Raw genomic sequence first — 17,570 nt, 5'->3', positions numbered from 1 at the left:
AGGGAAACCTCTCCGATGACCTTAAATATATCAACTATTATTTAATAAATCAAGGTGGTTATATGGCATTAACAAGAGCCGAAATTAACGAACGAAGCAATGAAAAACGAGGCATTAAAAATAAAGCCTTTAAATTAAATATAGACGATATCGCAATGATTAAACAAACGGCTTTAGACTTAAATATATCAGAAGCCAAACTTGTAGTAGAAGCAATTAAATTCTACAGAGAAAACAAAAAAGCCTCTTAATTGAGGCTTATATGTAACTATTTACACTGTTGAGTAATGAATCTATTATCATTACCCTGCACTTTTGCTATATGCGCATTACGCTGACATTCCCAATTTTCAGGTGCATACATTTTATTCCAAGCCATCATTAGCTTCTTTTCTTGATTTGATAAATTGATTTTATATTTATCGGACATATAGAGATATGTGCGTGCTATTACACCTCTAATTTCGTCACGAGGTTGAAATTTTCTTTCTTTGAAATCTACAGCCGTTTTACACTGTCCGTACTGTGTAAATTCTTTAGTGAATTGCGAATAACGATAATTAGACCTATCACCGTTTACTTCACCAATAGCAGGTTGCAAGTTGTGCATGTCACCTTCCATTTTATTAAAAGTAACATCTTTTTTACACGCTTTACGCCCACCGTCTCGCCAACATTGTAAATGTCTACCAAAATTTTCGGCAGGCATGACATGCTCCCACTCAATGCGAGAAGCTCTATTTAAATTCTTTCTTGGCTCATATCCGCATTTACCAAAATCTACAACACCCTTTTTACCTGTCCATGAAATATCACATCCGCAATAAAATTCGGTTTGCTCGGGATTTAACTTGTATAGCTTAGTAAGCTGATTTTTAGCTGAATTGAAATTTTGTGCTGAATTAGCAAGAACCGGAACAAACAAAAGAGAAATGATAAACTTTTTCATAAAAATCCGTTTTTAGAAGAACGTCCAGAAACAATAATATTTCAAATTAAAAAACTGGACTTAAATTCTATGCGTTGAAAACCGCATTTTGAGCTAATTATATATGCGCATTTGCGCAAAGTCCAGCTTTTTATCTGCAATATTTTGCATTTTATGCCACTTTTTTGAAATATTCGTAAATATTTCCTCTTACAAACATCTCAGCTTGATTTAATAAATTAATAATATCGTGTGGGCGCTTTCCAATTGCTTTTGCTTGAGCGTTACATGAAACTCCACGCAAATAATATGCGGTTAAAACAATCCACTGTGAATAATTATCATTTTTTAAAATCAACACCGCATTATCAACAATTTCAGCTTCATCTTCTGTTAAATACTGACGATAATCAAAATCCATTGGCGCACCATCAATACCTGCCGATTTTGAGGGGTATTCGGTTCCCATTCTTTTTAATATACGGGTGTTTTTCCATGCCGTTAAAATATCTTTAGTTTCTCTCATTGCTCCCCCAATTTACTTATAGATAATTCTATTCTGCCACCCTTAACGTACATATATTCTGCTAGCATTTGTTATCCTCAAAATTCTTCAATTTCCCAACCGCCACCTAGTTTTTTCGCTTTCTTTTTTATCGCTAAAAACTTAAACGGATACATGTCGGCAGCCACTTTTATTTTTACCCTTGCATCATCCATCCAAAACCCTTTAACTTCATGCAATTCAATTAATCCATCTTTATTCATTACAACGAAATCGGGTGTGTATGTTGTGTTATTTGCTAATTTAAATTTTAAGCCCTCAAATTTAAACCAGATTATTTCGTTAGCTTGTTCAAGCGTTTTTAGATGCTGATAGTATTCAGTTTCAGTTTTATTCATTTGCCCAGATTTCAATCTACCGAGCGCGAACGTTGCTGGTCTCATAATTTAATTTTTCCCTCTTTAACCAAGATATCTTGCGTTCTAATAACGCCCTCAGCGTGCGCTAATCTAACGAATTCATGCTCGTGATTTCTTGTCCTGCGGTCGATTTCATCATGACAAGCTGAGCAAGCCCAAGCTCCTTGTAAATCATTCGGCTTCATACCTACGCCACACGTTCCCGCTAATCGATAATGCGCCAGTACCGTGGTTTCCGGATTATGATTGCAGCACGGTAACCGAACCATGCACTCTCGCCCTCTTGCTTCTTTAGTTAGTTTGCTCACTGTTTCACCTTTATTTTATTCATATAAAACTTACCGCAAGAGCCTTTTACTTCACCATTAACGCCAACTAACGGTCTATTACAGACAAATAAATCAAAATCAACGTTATATAAACAAGCACCATTGCATTCAGGACATTTAAAATCAGTTTTGATTAGTTTGTGTTTCTTCGGCATTGTCGTTAACCCTGTTTAAATTATGCTGATTAATGTATTCTCTGCGTTGTTCTCTAACTATTGCGATTGCTCTCTCTAATTCTTGCTCTTTATCATCGTATAGTTTCAGTTGTTCTTTGTGTTCGTTGTTCATCATGCCACCTTTGATAATTGGTCTTTGTACTGTTCTGCTAATCGAATTGCTTCCTGCGCATCTGCGCTAAATGTAACGCCGTTTTCAGCCCCGAATTGTTCAGCACAAGTCACAACATCAGCAAATTCTTTTTTATTCATTCTTCGCGTTGATAACCCCATAAACACCAGTCCGCCTTGAATGCCTTTTACACATTTCTGTCCGTGCAAATTAGCCGTGATTAAATGCTTCCATTCCTCTGCTGTGAGCTTTTCTCCGTTCCATTCAACTTGCTTAGCAATATCATTTAAAACAGCCCACATCATGCGATTTTGTGCTAACGTGCGATTGTCTTCGTCGATTACTATGCGCAACGGATGCTCGCTATCAACTGGCAATTGATTTATTACGTTAATCGCTGTGTTGCGTGCTTGTTCATGTGTTAATCGTATTTCTTTAATCACTTCTAAACCCTCACACACTCAAATTTACGGACCAACACATCAACTTTAGAATTACCAAATGAGTTCTCAACTGTAGCCAGCGTTTTAATTAAACCTTTTTCTGTGAGTCTTGAATCACGATGCAACACAACCGTTCCCCACGCTTGCCAACCTTTTTTAACTTCTGCTGTTATTTTGTAAGCCATTTCTGTATCAACTCCCTCAATTTTGCCTTATCTTCTTCTGAATATTTTTTAACTCGTTCTGCTAATTGCTGCTTAACCTTTGCCGTATCCGCTCCTGGTTTTCGTATCGCTCTCACATAGTCGTATGCTATTTTGTCGAGCATGTGATAACGTCCTTGGTGGCAGTGGTTAACTCTCCGCAACACAAGCTCTACCTGTTTTTAACATCTGCTTAATGCTAGCAATATGCATCATGTTTTTACTTGATGCTCCCTGCTCAGTTTTGCATTCCAACATTGCAAACGTATTCTCTGGTTTTGGTAGATAATGATTAGCTCGCTCTTGTGTTAATAGCCTAGTAAAAACAGCATGGTTTATAGCATCAGCACGCTTTGCTTTATCGCTACCTGGCGAAACAAACACTTCAATGGCACGCCCGTACATCATCGATTCATCAACCATTCGCTCATATGCATCAATAAACGTTCGTCTTGCTCCAATTTTGTCGCCATTTCGGTAGACAATTTCAGCTTGTGCCCACGCTTTTGCTATTTCATTAGTCCAAACAACCGTATTGGTTTCATCGCTAGCAAGTATTGCAATCGACCATGCTTCATCTGGTGATAAATGATTACTTGAACCGCCCATTAGCTTGATTAAATCCGCAGGTTTCGGCATAAACTGGCTTTTACGCACCCAAGCATGTGCAGCGGCTTTTAACGATTGAATCGGATATTGCCCAAGTGTTGACCAGTAAATATTAACCTTGACTGTGCTTGCTTGCTGTCCGTAAACCTCAAGTAATCCACCAATAACCGCTAAAAATTCATCTGTAATCTTTGCCATGGTTAAGCCCTCATACTCTCTAAAACAGCCCTGTTACGTTCGGAAAGGGTCATGAATTTAGATGGTGCGCTATTCGTTGTTTGTTGATGATTATTCAAATATCTATACTCGAATGTTTGCCAACCCCGACTTAAAGTCATTTCAATAAGTTCGTTAGGGTTATACCCAGCTCGTACAGCTTTGTTCAGTTCTCGAATTAGATAATTAACAGCGCCTTGGGTTAGAGGTTTCTTTATCGATTTTCTAAATTTAATAAAATCATCAATCAGATTTTTTTCTAACATGCCATCAAGTCCAGAAAAATCGAATCCGTTAATAACTAGGTTATTGACTGGTTCTTTGACTGGTTCAATAATATGACTGGTTATGGGTGCAGGATTTGCACCATCGAGTGGTGCAGGAGATTCACCACTAGGTGCAGCATTTGCACCACTAACGGAATTATTTGCACCATAGGGTGCAGCATTTGCACCACTAAAATTTAGGTAATAGATGTTAGATTTATTGAGACCGTTTTCGGTTTTTCTGCTTTCAATTTTTAAATATCCATTGGATTCTAACCATGAAATATGATTTTGCACTGAGCGCTCAGAAATTTCGCATTGATCAGCAATATAAGCAATCGATGGAAAACATTCGCCTTTGTCGTTAGCATTATCGGCTAGTTTAATTAAAACCAGCTTTCTAAGCGGATTGCCAACTTTTAATTTCATGGCTTCAACCATTAATAACATGCTCATTGTGCAACCCTCTTTAACGTGTAGTAATAACAAGCTTTCTTAGTCTTCTCATTGATTTTGTGATACTTATCTTTCACATAGCCATATTTGAATAATCGCCCTGTTTCCCGAAGTCTTGAGCTAATCGCTGGTGTTGTATCAAACTGGTTAAAACGCTTCTTAATCTCGCGTTGAATATCGTCTAGTGTTCGGTATTTACCGTCACTACAAACAGCTATAACACGCTCTTGTTGTGATTTTGGCTTTAATAGATTTTCATTGTTTAATGTACTCATAATTACCTCGAATTAGTTTGATTACCGTAATACAGCCACTCAACCGAACAATTCAAAGCTTTAGCGATTTCTACGATATTCCTTGGTTTTTCTATGTTTCCAGATTCTAGATCGCTGATTGACTGTTGTTTCATACCAACCAAATCGGCTAAAAAAGATTGACTTATATTTTGCTCAATTCTCTTTTGTTTAACTCGCTCTCCAATTGTCATATTTGCCCTTACTAAATATTAACAGTTATAACTGTATTAAATAACAGTTTATACTGTTTGTCAATTACAGATTTATCTGTATTATTTTTTTTATAACAATGGAGATTTTTAAAATGAATAATCTTGGTCAACGAATCAGAGCACGACGAGAAGAATTGAACTTAACGCAGGAACAAGTAGCTTCACAAGTTGGAATAAAACAACAATCTTATCAAGCAATTGAAAGTGGAGAAGTAAAAAAACCTCGCTATTTATATGAAATATCTGTTGCTCTTAAATGCGATATGGCGTGGCTATTAAGCGGAAAAGAGAAAGAAGTAAAGAATGTAGAACCCATAGCGCTAAAAGCTCGCCAAGTGCCTTTAATTAGTTATGTTCAAGCAGGAGTTTGGACTGAATCATGCGAATTAAGAGATTCAACAGGATTTGAATATATTATGACATCTTTGGAATTATCAGATAAAGCATTTGCATTAAAAATAAAAGGCGACTCAATGGAGCCAGAATTCAAAGAGGGTGATATTGTCATTATAGATCCAGCCATTAAACCAATTCCTGGTGAATTTGTTGTTGCAATGAACGGCGAATCAGAAGCAACTTTCAAAAAATATAGAGAGTTAGGTTATGATGAACATGAAAGAATGCAATTTGAGCTTATTCCGTTAAATCCTGACTATACAACAATGAGCACATTAACTCAGCAAATAAGAATAGTTGGCACCATGGTTGAACACAGAATATTCAGACGCAAAAGATAACTAAAATAGAGATAAAATAAAAACTTGGAGCGAAATATAATGAATGTCAGTTTTGAAAACTTACAAATAAAAAAAATAATCACTCATGAAGTATTTAAACCAGAAAATAAAACTGTAAAGCAACCAAATGTTAGTGATTGTCTTACAACTCTTCCTATTGATGGTTTAAAAAATCTTCAAAATAGAATTATCAGGGTCATGGGTAAAGAATCAAAATCGATTAAGATGGACATAGCATTAAAATCAGATGATAGCTGTTATTATTATTCTTCAGAATGTTACCATGTTGAGGATGAAAAATTTATTACAGTATCTAAAAAAATAGCAGAAAGATATAGCACAGCTCATACAAGTGCTAAATGGCCTGGAGGATTGATAGTTGTTATTTCTGCAACAATAACTGCAATAAATATCCCGTGTATTTTTATAATAAAAGCTGATGAACAATCAGGATTTAGCAAAAAAATAGAAGAAAGTTCTGTTATGCTAACTTATTTACAAAATGTTTTTTTAACACCATCATCTAAATTATATAAAATTGGAGTTTTTATTAAAGACAAAGAATATGCTTATCTTTTTGATAGTAACATAAAGTCATTAAAAACAGAGTCTGCAGCCACATATTTTTACTCTAATTTTTTAGGTCTATCTCTTCCATCTGACAGTAAACAAAATACCAGAAAATTTTATGAATTAACTACTGAATTCATAAAACAAACAAATTTACCTGACCCTAAAAAAATTGAATTACAACAAGCTTTACATATTGAACTAAAAGCTTCTCAAAACACAGTCATAGAACCTTTAAAGTTTGCTGAAGATTTTTTCCCTAAAGAATTAAACCAAGATTATATTAATTACTTAAAAAATAAAGATTTACCTACTATTTCTATAAGTAAAGATATAACGCTTATAAAAAATAAACTTGAAATTATAAGGTTAGGCTTTTCTACAAATGTTAAGATAACAGCTCCATCAGAATCTTTTAATGATTTAATAAAAATTGGTTTAAAAGATAATGAAGGATATACTATAATAAAAGTTAAAGGCTATCTAAGTAACCAAAACTAAATGGATCAGAATGAATTTAGGAAAAAATATGAATCAGAAATGCCCATGTTTAAAGCATGGGGTGATTTTGTTTTGTCTAGAATAGTAAATAAATTACCTGAAAATTTTGTAGAGAACGCAATAAAAATTCCGTTATACAGAGAAAATCATCCAAGATTAAAAGATATCAACTCATTATTAGCAAAAGCATTTATACGTAAAAAAAGAAATTATGAAGAAATAACAGACAAGATAGGTATTCGTTTTGTGGTTCTTCTTGAAAGCCATGTTATGGCATTAAAAAATATAATAGAAAATAGTCCTGATTGGCGCTACTCAAAAGATAGGGAATTGGATGATTGGAGGAAAAATGACCCTAGGATATTTGACTATAAATCCCTACATTATATTGTTTATTCTAAAAAAATTTTTAATTATGATGGAATATCAATAAACAAAGACACTCCATGTGAAATACAAGTTAGAACTCTATTACAACATGCTTATGCTGAAATGTCCCACGATAAGATTTACAAATCTATTACAAAAGATATACCAGCAGAAGTAAAAAGGTTAATGGCAAAAAGTATGGCCCTAATGGAAACAACAGATGAATTATTATCTAAAGCAGATGAAACGATTGATATATTCATATCTGAACTTAGTGGATCTTGGGTAGATGTAACCATAAAAATAGCTAACAAATTAACCAATGATAATTATGATGCAAAAGATAACTCTAATAATATTTATCTGCTAGAAGAATTAAAAGAATTACTTGATAAATATAGTATTGATGAATATATAAAATTTCTAACAGCTAAACCCTATATATTTAATAAAATTGAAGAAAACCAGATGTTAATGGTTGAGTTCAAGCAGCTATTAACACCATTAATTTACTTTTTAGTTGAAAAAGAAAGTTATAATATAAAAGATTATGACGTTTATTCTCATAATGCAATGGAACAAATATTCAGCGATCTTGGCATCTCTTATTCCTAACCCCCCCTACAACTTTAAAACAATTAATTGATTAAAAAATAATCAAACAAATTAATTACAGTTGAAAATACAGTTTTATCTGTTTACTTATAACAGCTTTAACTGTATTATCATTTCATCAAAACAAATCAACTTAACCAAAAGTTGAAGCTCTTTAAAAATTCGGAAAGTCGGAACAACTTATAAAGTGTTATTCAAGTAGACAGTGTGAAAGCGAAGCTCATCTTAGAACGAAATGCCTAGCTCCCTCTAAGCTAATGAACGAATAACGCAGAGTAAGGGAGCGCACCACCTGCTGGGGTATGTACCAGTATTCAAATCAAAGCGCATTTAAACAAGTGCGCTTGAGTTTGATGTAAATAATACTAATTATTATCAGTATTATTTTTTTTGATTTCTTTTCTAATAAATTTTTCAAATGATGGATCTAGTACAAAGCGACATTCGGTATCAAATGTACGCGGAAAACCACATTGGATAATCAACCCCTTATTAATAAGCTTAATAACATGTTTAGGTATTTTTTCCGCTTCAAATGAAATGTATGGATAACCACTATGTAATAAATAAGCAATAACTTCTTTCTCAGACTTATTTAACGAATTAATTAATAATACTAATTCATTTCGTTCTTTATTTAGCTGTTTTTTATTAGAAAAGTTTGTATAGAACTTTTTAAAATTTACCACTACAGAATAAATAAAACTGCACAAAATAAAACTGGTAGCAAAAACCGCTATTTCATAACTGAATGGAATTTTTACTTTTTCAGTAAATTTAATTTGAATTTCGGTGGGAACTATAAAAAAAATACATAATGAAACAAGAACTATCAACATGCTTTTCAATGAAAAAATATCCTTTCTAAAGATAGAAACAATAGTAACTAGCCAATCTGGCATACATAAAAATCCTTGTTTGTACGTGGTTATGAGTATTCTAAATCCTTGTACGTGGTTGTCAAGGGAGCGCGAGCCTGAGCGTGTTGCAGTATTACTCAGGCATATTCATAAACACTTTATGAGGTGTTTTGATGGATTAAAACTATCAAATTTCGAGGTAACTTATGCAATTACAAAGAGCTGTAGAGAACGGTTACGAAAGAGCATATTGCAACATGATGAATAATTCTGAAATGCAAGATGCTAAAGATGATGGGATTGAAACTAGAGCCAAAGAATTGCTTAAAAATTTCGATAACGACAACGATTGGCAAATTGTAGAGCTACTAAAAATAAAGCTAGAAAGTAAAAGCATTGATGCTGATATTTACAATCAGTTTATAACTGATATGTGTTACTCACAAGCTAAAGCTGAGTATAACAAGAAATTCTGACGGCTCGGAAAGACGAGTACATACTAACATCCTTTCGCCCTCTTCTGAGGGCTTTTTTTGGCAGATCATTTTAACGAGGAGTAAATCAATGACAAGCAAGAAAATTATTGAACGATTACAAAAACAAAACTGGTTTGTTAAATGTGAAACAGAGCACGAAGTAGCATTAGTGTTAAACGCCTGCGTTGATGCAAAAATTAGCTGGTCCCACGGAGCGTCTACGTCGTGCTTACCCGACCAAATTCTACAAAAAACACCGATTTTTATTGGTCGAGATGCCCGTTTTAATGAAAACGGGCTTTTTTGGGATGATCTAATGTATTTTGACGCTGAGACTCCTAATTTAGAAGACATAACAGATTGGTTTTTCGAAGAATTGAGGAAATAGCATGAACACAATACCAATTGACTACGTCGGCTGTAATGTTTATCAAACAGACCGATTTAATATTAATTACAAAATGACTAAGGGCGAGCAAATATACGCCCTTTTTTGTACCTACTTTTTGACATTTGGCGGGTTGTTTATGCTGATTCGATGGATATTAGAAGTGGCGACTAATTAAAGGAAATATAAAAATGGCAGAATCGTTTGAAAAGAAAATCTGGGAAACTCTATCACAAGTTAATGTTAATGACAAAGTAGAAAAAAAGAACGGATTGACATACTTGTCTTGGGCGTGGGCATGGGGTGTTTTAATGGAATATTATCCTCAATCCTCATACACAATTAACCCACCCACAACTGAACTGGATGGCTCTATGATGGTTAGCGTAACGTTAACAATAAAAGAAGACGGCAACGAGGCAACTCGATTTATGTGGCTACCAGTTATGGACTTTAAAAACCACGCTATTAAGTCGCCAAATTCAGTAGATATCAACAAAGCGACAATGCGATGTTTAACTAAAGCCATATCAATGTTTGGGCTTGGTTTTTATATCTATGCTGGTGAGGATTTGCCAGAAGAAGAAAAACAGGCGCAAAAAATTAATGAAGATGCGTTAAACAAAAACCGAGAATCATTAATCAAAGCGGTTGAACAATCTGCACAAAAAGGCATTGATGCAATGGGTGAGTTTTGGAAATCATTATCAATTGAAGACCAAAAACTTATCGGGTCTAGTGAAAAACGTCGTATCTATGATATGGCAAAAGAGGCTGATAATGGAACAGCGAACGGATGAATGGTTTAACGCACGACTAGGCAAAGTAACTGCAAGTAGAATTAGTGATGTGATGGCTAAAACAAAAAGCGGTTATTCAACTAGCCGCCAAAATTACATGGCTCAGCTAATTTGCGAACGTCTAACAGAAAAACCAACCGAATCATACTCTAACGCCGCTATGCAACGCGGCACAGAGTTAGAGCCAACAGCAAGAGAAATATACATACTAAACCAATTTGACGTAACCGTTAAAGAAGTTGGCTTTATCCCCCACCCTACAATCAAAAACGCTGGCGCTAGTCCTGACGGGTTAGTAAATGATGATGGATTAATTGAAATCAAATGCCCAAACACGTGGACGCACTTAGAATTTATGCAATCACTAAAGCCAAAGCGTGAGTATATCTTACAAATGCAATGGCAAATGATGTGCACAGGTCGAAAATGGTGCGATTTTGTCAGTTATGACGATAGGTTACCAGATAATTTGAGTTTTAGGTGCGTACGAATTCATTACGACGAAGCGTTGGCTCAAGAGATAGAAGCAGAAGTTATCAAATTCCTGCAAGAACTAGATGAAAAAATCAAACAAATAGAAGCCGCATAACCGTCCAAGTGACGGTTTTTTTAAAAGGAAAGAATCATGACAAGATTAACTAAATCTATCAAAGAACAAATTTGTAAAAATGCAATTGAGCAATCACTAGCAAATAAAGAGCTGAAAACAGTAAATGAAAATTTATCTAAATTAGCTCTTGACGTTTATAACGATAACGTAACCGCTGAGCTTCTCAAAGAAGCGGATGAAATAAGAGACCGAGTAAAAGAGTTGCCATTTGATTATTATTCTGTTTTTCGAATTTGTGAAGGTGTGAGATGTAATTTTAATGGGTTAAGTGCATATCTAACATTACCTTCTGAGCGTATTTTTTATGGATTAGACAAAAATCCAACATACACCGCCGATCATGAGTTTTCAAAACGCTTTTTATCATTACAGAATCAGTTCAAATATCTAGAAAAACAAAAAAATGATTTAGAGCATGAAATTATGGCTATTTTAAATAGTTGTGCAACTCTCAAAAAACTACAAGAAACATGGCCAGAATCAGTCAACTTTTTAGACGGTATACAAGTGGACATCACAAAAACCAATTTACCTGCCGTCGTAGTTGAAGATTTAAACAAGAAGCTAGGTATAACAGCAAGCTAAAAAAATAACGTCTGGTATATGCGTCGATGATTAGTGTTAGCAGAGACACTGTCCGCAATTGCAGTTAGCCCGCTAATTTGAAATATACAAGCCGTATTGTTTGACATGACGGTAGTCACGCCGTTGGCGACAGAGTGACACCCTTCCAAATTACTACATCAGAGAGTTTTAAAATGGCTATTCTAAACAAATCACAAACAGAGAAGCAAAACAAGGATTACTGGCGAACATCTGAATTATTAATCAATGATGCGTTAAAACTACTGAATATAAAAAGTTTTGGTATTGATGTGTGTTGTCATTTCGAGCCAGCAATAAACGACATTAATATCATAAAGCATGCTGAAACATATATCGATGAAGAAGAGAATTCATTAGATTCTTACAGTTGGTTTCACGGTAGTAATCCTGCCGCGTTCTGCAATCCACCATTTTCGCGAAAATGGGAATTTTTTCAAAAAGCGGTTGAGCAAGTAAATAAATGGAGCGAGCAAGTATTAATGGTCTTTCCTTATACTCCAGCGACTAAAGCGTGGAGTGATAACGTACACGGTCAAAACTGTATTATTTACGTTCCCGACGGTCGTTATCAGTATCTATTACCGAGCGGTGAAAAGTCTGTAAATAGCTGTAATTTTGATACATGCTTGATTCTGATTGTTCCGTTCAAATGTGGAAATGTAATTGTTAATTATAAGCGAGGTTTGAGTGAGTGAAAAAGTATATGACGTTGATTTACCACCTCCTAAATTCGGAATGTTTGACCCAGTTTTTTATGACGGTATGAAAACAGAAATCGCAAATAATGATATTTATTATGCATATGATGAATCGGGCGTTATGTGCCCGTGGTATCACATCCCCGTTTTTATAGACGGGTTTATTAGCATTCAACTAGTACCAGAAACAGATTTAACGGAGGTGGGTAATGATTAATTGGCGTGATGCTAGCAAAGAGTTGCCAGAAACCCTTACTGATTGCGTTGTAATTACTAGGTCATTTTCGCAGGATGGAAAAATTATAATCAGCACCAGGAACTCATGTTAATACAGTTGTGCGGATTAAATCAATCTTTAATAGAGGTGAGAAATAACTAAATAAGGAGTAATCATGTCAGAAAAAATAACGTTTGTTGTGTATGCGCGGATTGGACTGTCAAAAAATGAAGAAAAAATCGAAGTTGATAAAGCTGAATATGAAGCTCTGGAAAATAAGGATGTGTACCTGCAAGAGTTAATTAATTCTTATCTTCCCGATCTTGTAGACAGCGGAATATATATTGAGGAGTAAATTATGAAATATTTTACTTATGATCACAATGGCGATGGCTTTGACTATCACGAAACCGAAGAAGAAGCAAAAAAGTTTGCTGAACAGCTGTTAGATTATTACATACAAAATGGTGATCATGATTTCGTTGATATCTGCTGGGGTGAGATTAAAGAGTCTGTGCATTCAAATGATGCAGTGCTTGAGTTAAAAGCAAGCAAGGAGTGATTATGATTACAGATGAAAATTCATTGACACGAACTGAGCTATTAAAAGAGGCTATTGCTTGCGTTAAAGAAATTGAAAAAATGCAAAAACAAATTGATAAACGATTGGAGCAGGAAAATGGCAAATAGAGGAATAAATAAAGTCATTTTAGTTGGTAATTTAGGTCAAGATCCCGAAGTTCGTTACATGCCTAATGGTAATGCTGTTGCGAATATTAGCATTGCAACATCGGAAACATGGAAGGATAAACAAACTAATGAAAATCGTGAACGCACTGAATGGCATCGCGTTGTTATATTCGGCAAATTAGCTGAAATTGCAGGCGAATACTTAAAAAAAGGTTCGCAAGTTTATCTTGAAGGGCAATTACAAACTCGAAAATGGCAAGATCAGTCAGGACAAGATCGTTACACAACAGAAGTTGTGATCAATCCAATTGGCGGTATTTTACAAATTTTAGGTAGTCGTGATAGTGATAGTGAGAGCACTAACCAGAAGCCGCAGCAACAATCTAAACCGCAAGCGACTGCGCCAGAACCATCGATGGATTTTGATGATCAAGAAATCCCATTCTAGGAGGTAAAATGAAAAAAGAATGCTTTAAATGCAAAAAGGTAAAGCCTTTGTCAATGTTCTATAAACACAAAGATATGAGTGATGGTTTTTTTAATAAATGCAAAGATTGTTTCAAAGTAGATGTGAAACAAAACTACTCTAAAAATAGAGGTAAGTACGCTAAATATGAAAAAGAAAGAGCGAGCCTACCACACCGAATACAAGCAAGAAAAGATTATCAAAAAACAGAACAAGGTAAAGCTGCAAAAAAGCGTAGCCATCAAAACTTTATAAAAAAATATCCTGAAAAAAGACAGGCTCATATTTTGGTCGATAATTACGTAAGAGACAAGAAGTTAACGCGCCCCAATCATTGCGAAAATTGTAATTGTGAATGCACGCCCCACGCACATCACAACGACTATACAAAACCTCTAGAGGTCACATGGTTATGCGTCAAATGTCACGTTGACTGGCATAAGCATAATAAACCAACTTACAAACCAAAAGCTGTTTAACGGGTTTACCCAAAAAAAAATCCATCAATAACTCACTGAACAACCACCCTATTCTATTAATTTTACAAACATTCTCACGCCCATTATTTGGCGTACGATAACTATTATCTAAAGGAAACAACCATGACAACACATGAACTAAAAATTAAATCAAAGTATTTTATGGACGTTGTAAAAAACATAAAAAAGGCTGAAATACGCTACAACGACCGAAATTACCAAGATTGCAGTAATATCTAGGTTTATATTGAATAAGGTAACGAACGATGAAAAAAACCACTAAAACAACTGATGCTATACAAAAATGGATGGATGGAATGAATAGCGGAATTTTACGACCAAATGTCAATAAACTGTATTCTCCAGAAAATCGATTTAATGAGATGCTTACTCTTGGTCACCCAGTTTTAAGCCATTACGATAAGCATGTATTATCTATGACACGTGAGAAGTTGGATAGTAAATCAGATATTGCAGCAGAACTTGGTTGGCGAGATTGGCAAATTGAACAACTTAATGAACGTATTAAAGAATTAGAATCACAAAAACACATCAACGAAATCAAGGCTCATGGGATACAAGAAGCTTTAAAGTATATTGATGAAAACTCTAAAATTGTTACTGGTGATGTCAATGCATACAGTCTTTTAAGTTATGCAAAAAAACTGCTTACGTGTGCGTAGAAAGATGAGAATTAAGGTAAAAATTACTTAGTGTTATTTGTTGATGAGAGATGAAAATCAGAAATTGGGAGATTAGTATTTTGAAAAACAAACTTGTAAAAGCGTCGATTTGGGCTAAAACGCAATTTGCGGCCAACTCAATTCCGCACAGAAAAACATTAAAAAGCTGGATTGAAAGGGGGAAAATTAGAGGGTTGGTAGATGATGATGGCTCTCTGTGGGTTTATGAAAATGAAATATTCGGCATTAATAGAACTATTAGTGACAAAGTTAATAAGTTAATGGAAGCGTCATAATGTCACCAAGACCAAAAAAATCACCCTATCGTGATTTACCCGACTATTTAGTCTACGATAAATCGAAAAAACAATATCGTCTAACTTTAATAAATGGCTCAAGACCTTTATTAGGTTCTAATAAATCGCAAGCCGTAGCAATAGCTATAGAATATAACAATAGAATGAGACATAACAACATTTTATGCGTTGAATCTCTCATTATTAAAACTGGCGGTGAAAAAGGCGAATATGAGCCATTTGCAAAGCACATAGATAATTTAGTACAACGTATTTTAAAAGAGGAAAAATTATCAGAAAGAGTTAAACAAGGCATTTTAAATGATGCGGAAAGAGCTAAGGAATTCTTTAAAAACATTCCCTCGACTGAAATTGATCTTGAACATGTTAATTTATACCTTAAAAAATATCATGCGAACGGTTCTGCCGAAGTACAAAATCGTAAAGTAATGTTCCTTAAGAAGCTTTTTTCATATGCCGTTGATGAATCAATCATGCTAGATAACCCTGCAACTCGTAAAAAGCTCAAAAAGTTAGATGGCAAAAAACGAAAACGCTTATCATTGGATGATTTTATCAGAATTAAAAATCATGCTCCGCTTTGGTTAAAAACAGCTATGGAGCTATCATTACAAACGTCACAAGCGAGGTTAGAGGTTTCAAGAATTAAATACTCTATTAAATCGCCAACATACGGCGAAAGCGGATGCATTTGGTTTGATGAACCTAAAAATGGCATTTACGGCAATTTATATATCAATCGTCAAAAGACTAAGGATAAAGAAGCTGCTCATATTTCAATCCCGATTGGCGAAGAACTTAAACGAATTATCGATGATAGCCGAGATCACGTATTAAGTCCTTATGTTGTTCATCGAATGCCGGAAAAAGCCACTAAACAAAATAAAAATGTCGATCATTTTACACAAGTTGACGCTGGTTATTTAAGTAAAGCTTTTTCAGCTATAAGGGATCAAATAGGTGTAATGAAAAACCTACCAATTGAATACCGCCCTACTTTCCACGAAATCCGTGCTTTATCCGCTCATTTATTTGAACAGCAAGGAATAAACCCACAAGCCAGAATGGCTCATAGCGACGAAAAATCAACTAAAGTTTACACCAAAAACCATACCGAATGGGTTGAAGTTCCGCACGCCCAAATCGTAATTTAAGCGGGGGTAAAACTCCGTTTAAGTTATTGATATCTATAATATCTTTTCTCCTTAAAATACCTGTTTTTATTTACAGTGAAAATTTAAATAACCAATTGAATTATGTTGTTTTTTTTACAATTAAAGCATCACTTTGACATGGTGGGGGTCAGTGGTTCGAGTCCACCCGGGCGTACCATTCTAAAGCCTTAGTCTACAAGTCTTTAAAGTGATTAGCTTAAACGAAAATTTTATTAGCAAAATAAAATTTTGCAATTACAAGTAAGCATAAATTTATCATTAAAATAAAATCATTTTTCTACTACTGTTTGAATCCAGAGTCTCTTATTTTTGAAATCAATTTTAACTATATTTTTACTAAGAAAATCAAACCCAATCAATCCATCAGACTGAAACTCAGCAGGAAGGGAGTCCAATATAACAGCTTTGATATTATCATTAGCAACATTATTTACTTTAAGCGAAACAAATTTATAATCACTTTCATCATCATTTATTTTAATCGTTTTAAAGGTCAGGGATTGCTCTTTTATCACTGACATAGAGGCTCCACTATCTAAAATCATTTTATAATCTTTTATACCATCAGACATCTCAATGGCTAAACCTTCATCATTGAGATGAAAGGGAATTGGAATCCATTTTTTATCTAAGTCAGCAGAAATATCCGTTTCATCCGATACTATTATTTTACTTTCAGGATAATTAATAGTTAACACATAACCATCAAACAAACCTAGTCCAATTACTGGGTTTTCTATATTTTCATTTTCGTTATTATTAGAATTATCACTAGAAAATTTTAATCCCCAACTGTTATATTCTACGACTCCCACACGTTTAAAAATAAAGGAATTTAATTTTAAATTATTGATAATAAATGATCTAACCTCTGAAACATTACCAGATAAATCAATACTTCTTATTTTTTGTAAATTTTCAGATTTATTTGGAATTTTATCAATTAAATTTATTGGTAGGTGTAAGGCTTCTTTGGTGCCAGTATCTAATGTTAATGCAATTTTTTCACCTTCGAGGTTTATTATTACAATGGGTAAATTATATTTGTTATCAAAAGTCAGATCCCAAACGGTTTCATTACCTTGGGCAAAAGTACTTATTAATAATATGATTAAAGTTAATAGTTTTTTATACATAAAGCTT

At 34.3% G+C, this 17,570-nt stretch carries 34 protein-coding genes; 20 read left to right on the top strand and 14 right to left on the bottom strand.

All coding sequences use genetic code 11. From position 1 onward, the window contains the following. A partial coding sequence (locus ACGH49_RS09395; RefSeq protein WP_411589137.1) for a hypothetical protein occupies window positions 1-251 on the top strand: 251 nt, incomplete at its 5' end. Window positions 252-268: 17 nt separating this feature from the next. Here the strand turns inward: ACGH49_RS09395 and ACGH49_RS09390 are convergent. The 12 genes from ACGH49_RS09390 to ACGH49_RS09335 all read right to left on the bottom strand — a co-directional run bounded on the left by ACGH49_RS09390 (window position 269) and on the right by ACGH49_RS09335 (window position 5,149). Further along, window positions 269-949 (bottom strand): endonuclease, encoded by a 681-nt coding sequence (locus tag ACGH49_RS09390; protein WP_411589136.1) that lies wholly within the window; start codon window positions 947-949, stop codon window positions 269-271. 151 nt (window positions 950-1,100) lie between these two features. Beyond that, entirely contained in the window at window positions 1,101-1,454 is a 354-nt protein-coding gene (locus ACGH49_RS09385) for an antiterminator Q family protein (protein WP_065606362.1), read from the bottom strand. 77 nt (window positions 1,455-1,531) lie between these two features. Next, on the bottom strand, window positions 1,532-1,876 hold the full coding sequence (locus ACGH49_RS09380; protein ID WP_411589135.1) for a DUF1064 domain-containing protein: 345 nt from the start codon (window positions 1,874-1,876) through the stop codon (window positions 1,532-1,534). Continuing rightward, complete coding sequence (locus ACGH49_RS09375) at window positions 1,873-2,160, bottom strand: DUF1364 domain-containing protein (RefSeq protein WP_411589134.1); 288 nt, start codon at window positions 2,158-2,160, stop codon at window positions 1,873-1,875. Before ACGH49_RS09375 ends, ACGH49_RS09380 begins: the two co-directional genes overlap by 4 nt. Then, window positions 2,157-2,336 (bottom strand): hypothetical protein, encoded by a 180-nt coding sequence (locus ACGH49_RS09370; protein WP_411589132.1) that lies wholly within the window; start codon window positions 2,334-2,336, stop codon window positions 2,157-2,159. The genes ACGH49_RS09375 and ACGH49_RS09370 overlap by 4 nt, the downstream gene beginning before the upstream one ends. Further along, window positions 2,305-2,469, bottom strand: a complete 165-nt coding sequence (locus ACGH49_RS09365; RefSeq protein ID WP_411589131.1) for a hypothetical protein — start codon at window positions 2,467-2,469, stop codon at window positions 2,305-2,307. The genes ACGH49_RS09370 and ACGH49_RS09365 overlap by 32 nt, the downstream gene beginning before the upstream one ends. Next, window positions 2,469-2,912 carry a recombination protein NinB gene (locus ACGH49_RS09360; protein WP_411589130.1) on the bottom strand — a complete coding sequence of 148 codons (444 nt, stop codon included), beginning with the start codon at window positions 2,910-2,912 and terminating at the stop codon, window positions 2,469-2,471. The genes ACGH49_RS09365 and ACGH49_RS09360 overlap by 1 nt, the downstream gene beginning before the upstream one ends. Window positions 2,913-2,914: 2 nt before the next feature. Further along, window positions 2,915-3,097 carry a hypothetical protein gene (locus ACGH49_RS09355; RefSeq protein ID WP_411589129.1) on the bottom strand — a complete coding sequence of 61 codons (183 nt, stop codon included), beginning with the start codon at window positions 3,095-3,097 and terminating at the stop codon, window positions 2,915-2,917. Between the two features lie 168 nt (window positions 3,098-3,265). Further along, a complete protein-coding gene (locus ACGH49_RS09350; protein ID WP_411589128.1) occupies window positions 3,266-3,922 on the bottom strand; it encodes a hypothetical protein in 657 nt (218 codons plus the stop codon). Between the two features lie 2 nt (window positions 3,923-3,924). After that, a complete protein-coding gene (locus tag ACGH49_RS09345; protein ID WP_411589140.1) occupies window positions 3,925-4,656 on the bottom strand; it encodes a helix-turn-helix domain-containing protein in 732 nt (243 codons plus the stop codon). Between the two features lie 2 nt (window positions 4,657-4,658). Then, a complete protein-coding gene (locus ACGH49_RS09340) occupies window positions 4,659-4,937 on the bottom strand; it encodes a hypothetical protein (RefSeq protein ID WP_411589127.1) in 279 nt (92 codons plus the stop codon). 2 nt (window positions 4,938-4,939) lie between these two features. Beyond that, window positions 4,940-5,149: a helix-turn-helix domain-containing protein gene (locus tag ACGH49_RS09335; protein ID WP_065582603.1), complete on the bottom strand. Its 210-nt coding sequence runs from the start codon at window positions 5,147-5,149 to the stop codon at window positions 4,940-4,942. A gap of 113 nt (window positions 5,150-5,262) precedes the next feature. Here ACGH49_RS09335 and ACGH49_RS09330 point away from each other — a divergent pair, with 113 nt between their 5' ends. From ACGH49_RS09330 to ACGH49_RS09320, 3 genes are read left to right on the top strand one after another with little or no spacing between them, the layout of a single operon-like run. Beyond that, on the top strand, window positions 5,263-5,907 hold the full coding sequence (locus ACGH49_RS09330; protein WP_411589126.1) for a LexA family protein: 645 nt from the start codon (window positions 5,263-5,265) through the stop codon (window positions 5,905-5,907). 39 nt (window positions 5,908-5,946) lie between these two features. Further along, window positions 5,947-6,978, top strand: coding sequence for a nucleoid-associated protein (locus tag ACGH49_RS09325; protein WP_411589125.1), 1,032 nt, complete (start codon window positions 5,947-5,949; stop codon window positions 6,976-6,978). Next, window positions 6,979-7,962 carry a GTP pyrophosphokinase family protein gene (locus ACGH49_RS09320; protein WP_411589124.1) on the top strand — a complete coding sequence of 328 codons (984 nt, stop codon included), beginning with the start codon at window positions 6,979-6,981 and terminating at the stop codon, window positions 7,960-7,962. A gap of 365 nt (window positions 7,963-8,327) precedes the next feature. On the opposite strand, the gene ACGH49_RS09315 is transcribed toward ACGH49_RS09320, so the two are convergent. Beyond that, window positions 8,328-8,864, bottom strand: a complete 537-nt coding sequence (locus ACGH49_RS09315; RefSeq protein WP_411589123.1) for a super-infection exclusion protein B — start codon at window positions 8,862-8,864, stop codon at window positions 8,328-8,330. A 164-nt stretch (window positions 8,865-9,028) separates the two neighbouring features. On the opposite strand from ACGH49_RS09315, the gene ACGH49_RS09310 reads away from it, so the two are divergent. The 16 genes from ACGH49_RS09310 to ACGH49_RS09235 all read left to right on the top strand — a co-directional run bounded on the left by ACGH49_RS09310 (window position 9,029) and on the right by ACGH49_RS09235 (window position 16,406). Further along, a complete protein-coding gene (locus tag ACGH49_RS09310) occupies window positions 9,029-9,298 on the top strand; it encodes a hypothetical protein (RefSeq protein ID WP_411589122.1) in 270 nt (89 codons plus the stop codon). A gap of 88 nt (window positions 9,299-9,386) precedes the next feature. Beyond that, the gene (locus tag ACGH49_RS09305) at window positions 9,387-9,686 is read left to right on the top strand and encodes a hypothetical protein (protein ID WP_411589120.1); all 300 of its coding nucleotides are present in this window, start codon (window positions 9,387-9,389) and stop codon (window positions 9,684-9,686) included. Window positions 9,687-9,877: 191 nt separating this feature from the next. Then, window positions 9,878-10,486 (top strand): DUF1071 domain-containing protein, encoded by a 609-nt coding sequence (locus tag ACGH49_RS09300; protein WP_411589119.1) that lies wholly within the window; start codon window positions 9,878-9,880, stop codon window positions 10,484-10,486. Then, window positions 10,467-11,075: a lambda exonuclease family protein gene (locus ACGH49_RS09295; protein WP_411589118.1), complete on the top strand. Its 609-nt coding sequence runs from the start codon at window positions 10,467-10,469 to the stop codon at window positions 11,073-11,075. Before ACGH49_RS09300 ends, ACGH49_RS09295 begins: the two co-directional genes overlap by 20 nt. Before the next feature lie 36 nt (window positions 11,076-11,111). Continuing rightward, window positions 11,112-11,681, top strand: coding sequence for an Nmad5 family putative nucleotide modification protein (locus ACGH49_RS09290; protein WP_411589117.1), 570 nt, complete (start codon window positions 11,112-11,114; stop codon window positions 11,679-11,681). 173 nt (window positions 11,682-11,854) lie between these two features. Continuing rightward, the gene (locus ACGH49_RS09285) at window positions 11,855-12,397 is read left to right on the top strand and encodes a DNA N-6-adenine-methyltransferase (protein ID WP_411589116.1); all 543 of its coding nucleotides are present in this window, start codon (window positions 11,855-11,857) and stop codon (window positions 12,395-12,397) included. Beyond that, window positions 12,390-12,617: a hypothetical protein gene (locus ACGH49_RS09280; protein ID WP_065606332.1), complete on the top strand. Its 228-nt coding sequence runs from the start codon at window positions 12,390-12,392 to the stop codon at window positions 12,615-12,617. Before ACGH49_RS09285 ends, ACGH49_RS09280 begins: the two co-directional genes overlap by 8 nt. A 175-nt stretch (window positions 12,618-12,792) precedes the next feature. Next, the gene (locus tag ACGH49_RS09275) at window positions 12,793-12,972 is read left to right on the top strand and encodes a hypothetical protein (RefSeq protein WP_411589115.1); all 180 of its coding nucleotides are present in this window, start codon (window positions 12,793-12,795) and stop codon (window positions 12,970-12,972) included. A 3-nt stretch (window positions 12,973-12,975) separates the two neighbouring features. Further along, window positions 12,976-13,179: a hypothetical protein gene (locus tag ACGH49_RS09270; protein WP_411589114.1), complete on the top strand. Its 204-nt coding sequence runs from the start codon at window positions 12,976-12,978 to the stop codon at window positions 13,177-13,179. Window positions 13,180-13,181: 2 nt separating this feature from the next. Beyond that, window positions 13,182-13,307 (top strand): hypothetical protein, encoded by a 126-nt coding sequence (locus tag ACGH49_RS09265; RefSeq protein WP_411589113.1) that lies wholly within the window; start codon window positions 13,182-13,184, stop codon window positions 13,305-13,307. Beyond that, the gene (gene ssb, locus ACGH49_RS09260) at window positions 13,297-13,755 is read left to right on the top strand and encodes a single-stranded DNA-binding protein (protein WP_411589112.1); all 459 of its coding nucleotides are present in this window, start codon (window positions 13,297-13,299) and stop codon (window positions 13,753-13,755) included. The genes ACGH49_RS09265 and ssb overlap by 11 nt, the downstream gene beginning before the upstream one ends. Window positions 13,756-13,763: 8 nt before the next feature. Beyond that, entirely contained in the window at window positions 13,764-14,252 is a 489-nt protein-coding gene (locus ACGH49_RS09255; RefSeq protein WP_411589110.1) for a hypothetical protein, read from the top strand. Window positions 14,253-14,375: 123 nt separating this feature from the next. Then, complete coding sequence (locus tag ACGH49_RS09250; protein ID WP_411589109.1) at window positions 14,376-14,492, top strand: DUF3850 domain-containing protein; 117 nt, start codon at window positions 14,376-14,378, stop codon at window positions 14,490-14,492. Between the two features lie 26 nt (window positions 14,493-14,518). Next, on the top strand, window positions 14,519-14,935 hold the full coding sequence (locus ACGH49_RS09245) for a hypothetical protein (protein WP_411589108.1): 417 nt from the start codon (window positions 14,519-14,521) through the stop codon (window positions 14,933-14,935). Between the two features lie 80 nt (window positions 14,936-15,015). Then, on the top strand, window positions 15,016-15,231 hold the full coding sequence (locus tag ACGH49_RS09240; protein WP_411589107.1) for a hypothetical protein: 216 nt from the start codon (window positions 15,016-15,018) through the stop codon (window positions 15,229-15,231). Further along, on the top strand, window positions 15,231-16,406 hold the full coding sequence (locus tag ACGH49_RS09235) for a recombinase (protein WP_411589105.1): 1,176 nt from the start codon (window positions 15,231-15,233) through the stop codon (window positions 16,404-16,406). Before ACGH49_RS09240 ends, ACGH49_RS09235 begins: the two co-directional genes overlap by 1 nt. A 290-nt stretch (window positions 16,407-16,696) precedes the next feature. Here ACGH49_RS09235 and ACGH49_RS09230 read toward each other — a convergent pair whose 3' ends face one another. Further along, window positions 16,697-17,563, bottom strand: coding sequence for a hypothetical protein (locus tag ACGH49_RS09230; protein WP_411589104.1), 867 nt, complete (start codon window positions 17,561-17,563; stop codon window positions 16,697-16,699). Window positions 17,564-17,570 lie beyond the last annotated feature (7 nt).

This window comes from Gilliamella sp. BG7 (assembly GCF_046635565.1).
GTDB classification, from domain to species: Bacteria; Pseudomonadota; Gammaproteobacteria; order Enterobacterales; family Orbaceae; genus Gilliamella; species Gilliamella apicola_P.
This window is presented reverse-complemented; position numbering and strand designations above follow the sequence as displayed.

Excerpts from the sequence above, each read along its gene's own strand:
- ACGH49_RS09390 (WP_411589136.1), bottom strand. The coding sequence starts at position 949 with ATGAAAAAGTTTATCATTTCTCTTTTGTTTGTTCCGGTTCTTGCTAAT.
- ACGH49_RS09385 (WP_065606362.1), bottom strand. The coding sequence starts at position 1,454 with ATGAGAGAAACTAAAGATATTTTAACGGCATGGAAAAACACCCGTATA.
- ACGH49_RS09380 (WP_411589135.1), bottom strand. The coding sequence starts at position 1,876 with ATGAGACCAGCAACGTTCGCGCTCGGTAGATTGAAATCTGGGCAAATG.
- ACGH49_RS09370 (WP_411589132.1), bottom strand. The coding sequence starts at position 2,336 with ATGCCGAAGAAACACAAACTAATCAAAACTGATTTTAAATGTCCTGAA.
- ACGH49_RS09365 (WP_411589131.1), bottom strand. The coding sequence starts at position 2,469 with ATGAACAACGAACACAAAGAACAACTGAAACTATACGATGATAAAGAG.
- ACGH49_RS09355 (WP_411589129.1), bottom strand. The coding sequence starts at position 3,097 with ATGGCTTACAAAATAACAGCAGAAGTTAAAAAAGGTTGGCAAGCGTGG.
- ACGH49_RS09350 (WP_411589128.1), bottom strand. The coding sequence starts at position 3,922 with ATGGCAAAGATTACAGATGAATTTTTAGCGGTTATTGGTGGATTACTT.
- ACGH49_RS09345 (WP_411589140.1), bottom strand. The coding sequence starts at position 4,656 with ATGTTATTAATGGTTGAAGCCATGAAATTAAAAGTTGGCAATCCGCTT.
- ACGH49_RS09340 (WP_411589127.1), bottom strand. The coding sequence starts at position 4,937 with ATGAGTACATTAAACAATGAAAATCTATTAAAGCCAAAATCACAACAA.
- ACGH49_RS09335 (WP_065582603.1), bottom strand. The coding sequence starts at position 5,149 with ATGACAATTGGAGAGCGAGTTAAACAAAAGAGAATTGAGCAAAATATA.
- ACGH49_RS09330 (WP_411589126.1), top strand. The coding sequence starts at position 5,263 with ATGAATAATCTTGGTCAACGAATCAGAGCACGACGAGAAGAATTGAAC.
- ACGH49_RS09325 (WP_411589125.1), top strand. The coding sequence starts at position 5,947 with ATGAATGTCAGTTTTGAAAACTTACAAATAAAAAAAATAATCACTCAT.
- ACGH49_RS09320 (WP_411589124.1), top strand. The coding sequence starts at position 6,979 with ATGGATCAGAATGAATTTAGGAAAAAATATGAATCAGAAATGCCCATG.
- ACGH49_RS09315 (WP_411589123.1), bottom strand. The coding sequence starts at position 8,864 with ATGCCAGATTGGCTAGTTACTATTGTTTCTATCTTTAGAAAGGATATT.
- ACGH49_RS09310 (WP_411589122.1), top strand. The coding sequence starts at position 9,029 with ATGCAATTACAAAGAGCTGTAGAGAACGGTTACGAAAGAGCATATTGC.
- ACGH49_RS09305 (WP_411589120.1), top strand. The coding sequence starts at position 9,387 with ATGACAAGCAAGAAAATTATTGAACGATTACAAAAACAAAACTGGTTT.
- ACGH49_RS09300 (WP_411589119.1), top strand. The coding sequence starts at position 9,878 with ATGGCAGAATCGTTTGAAAAGAAAATCTGGGAAACTCTATCACAAGTT.
- ACGH49_RS09295 (WP_411589118.1), top strand. The coding sequence starts at position 10,467 with ATGGAACAGCGAACGGATGAATGGTTTAACGCACGACTAGGCAAAGTA.
- ACGH49_RS09290 (WP_411589117.1), top strand. The coding sequence starts at position 11,112 with ATGACAAGATTAACTAAATCTATCAAAGAACAAATTTGTAAAAATGCA.
- ACGH49_RS09285 (WP_411589116.1), top strand. The coding sequence starts at position 11,855 with ATGGCTATTCTAAACAAATCACAAACAGAGAAGCAAAACAAGGATTAC.
- ACGH49_RS09275 (WP_411589115.1), top strand. The coding sequence starts at position 12,793 with ATGTCAGAAAAAATAACGTTTGTTGTGTATGCGCGGATTGGACTGTCA.
- ACGH49_RS09270 (WP_411589114.1), top strand. The coding sequence starts at position 12,976 with ATGAAATATTTTACTTATGATCACAATGGCGATGGCTTTGACTATCAC.
- ACGH49_RS09265 (WP_411589113.1), top strand. The coding sequence starts at position 13,182 with ATGATTACAGATGAAAATTCATTGACACGAACTGAGCTATTAAAAGAG.
- ssb (WP_411589112.1), top strand. The coding sequence starts at position 13,297 with ATGGCAAATAGAGGAATAAATAAAGTCATTTTAGTTGGTAATTTAGGT.
- ACGH49_RS09255 (WP_411589110.1), top strand. The coding sequence starts at position 13,764 with ATGAAAAAAGAATGCTTTAAATGCAAAAAGGTAAAGCCTTTGTCAATG.
- ACGH49_RS09250 (WP_411589109.1), top strand. The coding sequence starts at position 14,376 with ATGACAACACATGAACTAAAAATTAAATCAAAGTATTTTATGGACGTT.
- ACGH49_RS09245 (WP_411589108.1), top strand. The coding sequence starts at position 14,519 with ATGAAAAAAACCACTAAAACAACTGATGCTATACAAAAATGGATGGAT.
- ACGH49_RS09235 (WP_411589105.1), top strand. The coding sequence starts at position 15,231 with ATGTCACCAAGACCAAAAAAATCACCCTATCGTGATTTACCCGACTAT.
- ACGH49_RS09230 (WP_411589104.1), bottom strand. The coding sequence starts at position 17,563 with ATGTATAAAAAACTATTAACTTTAATCATATTATTAATAAGTACTTTT.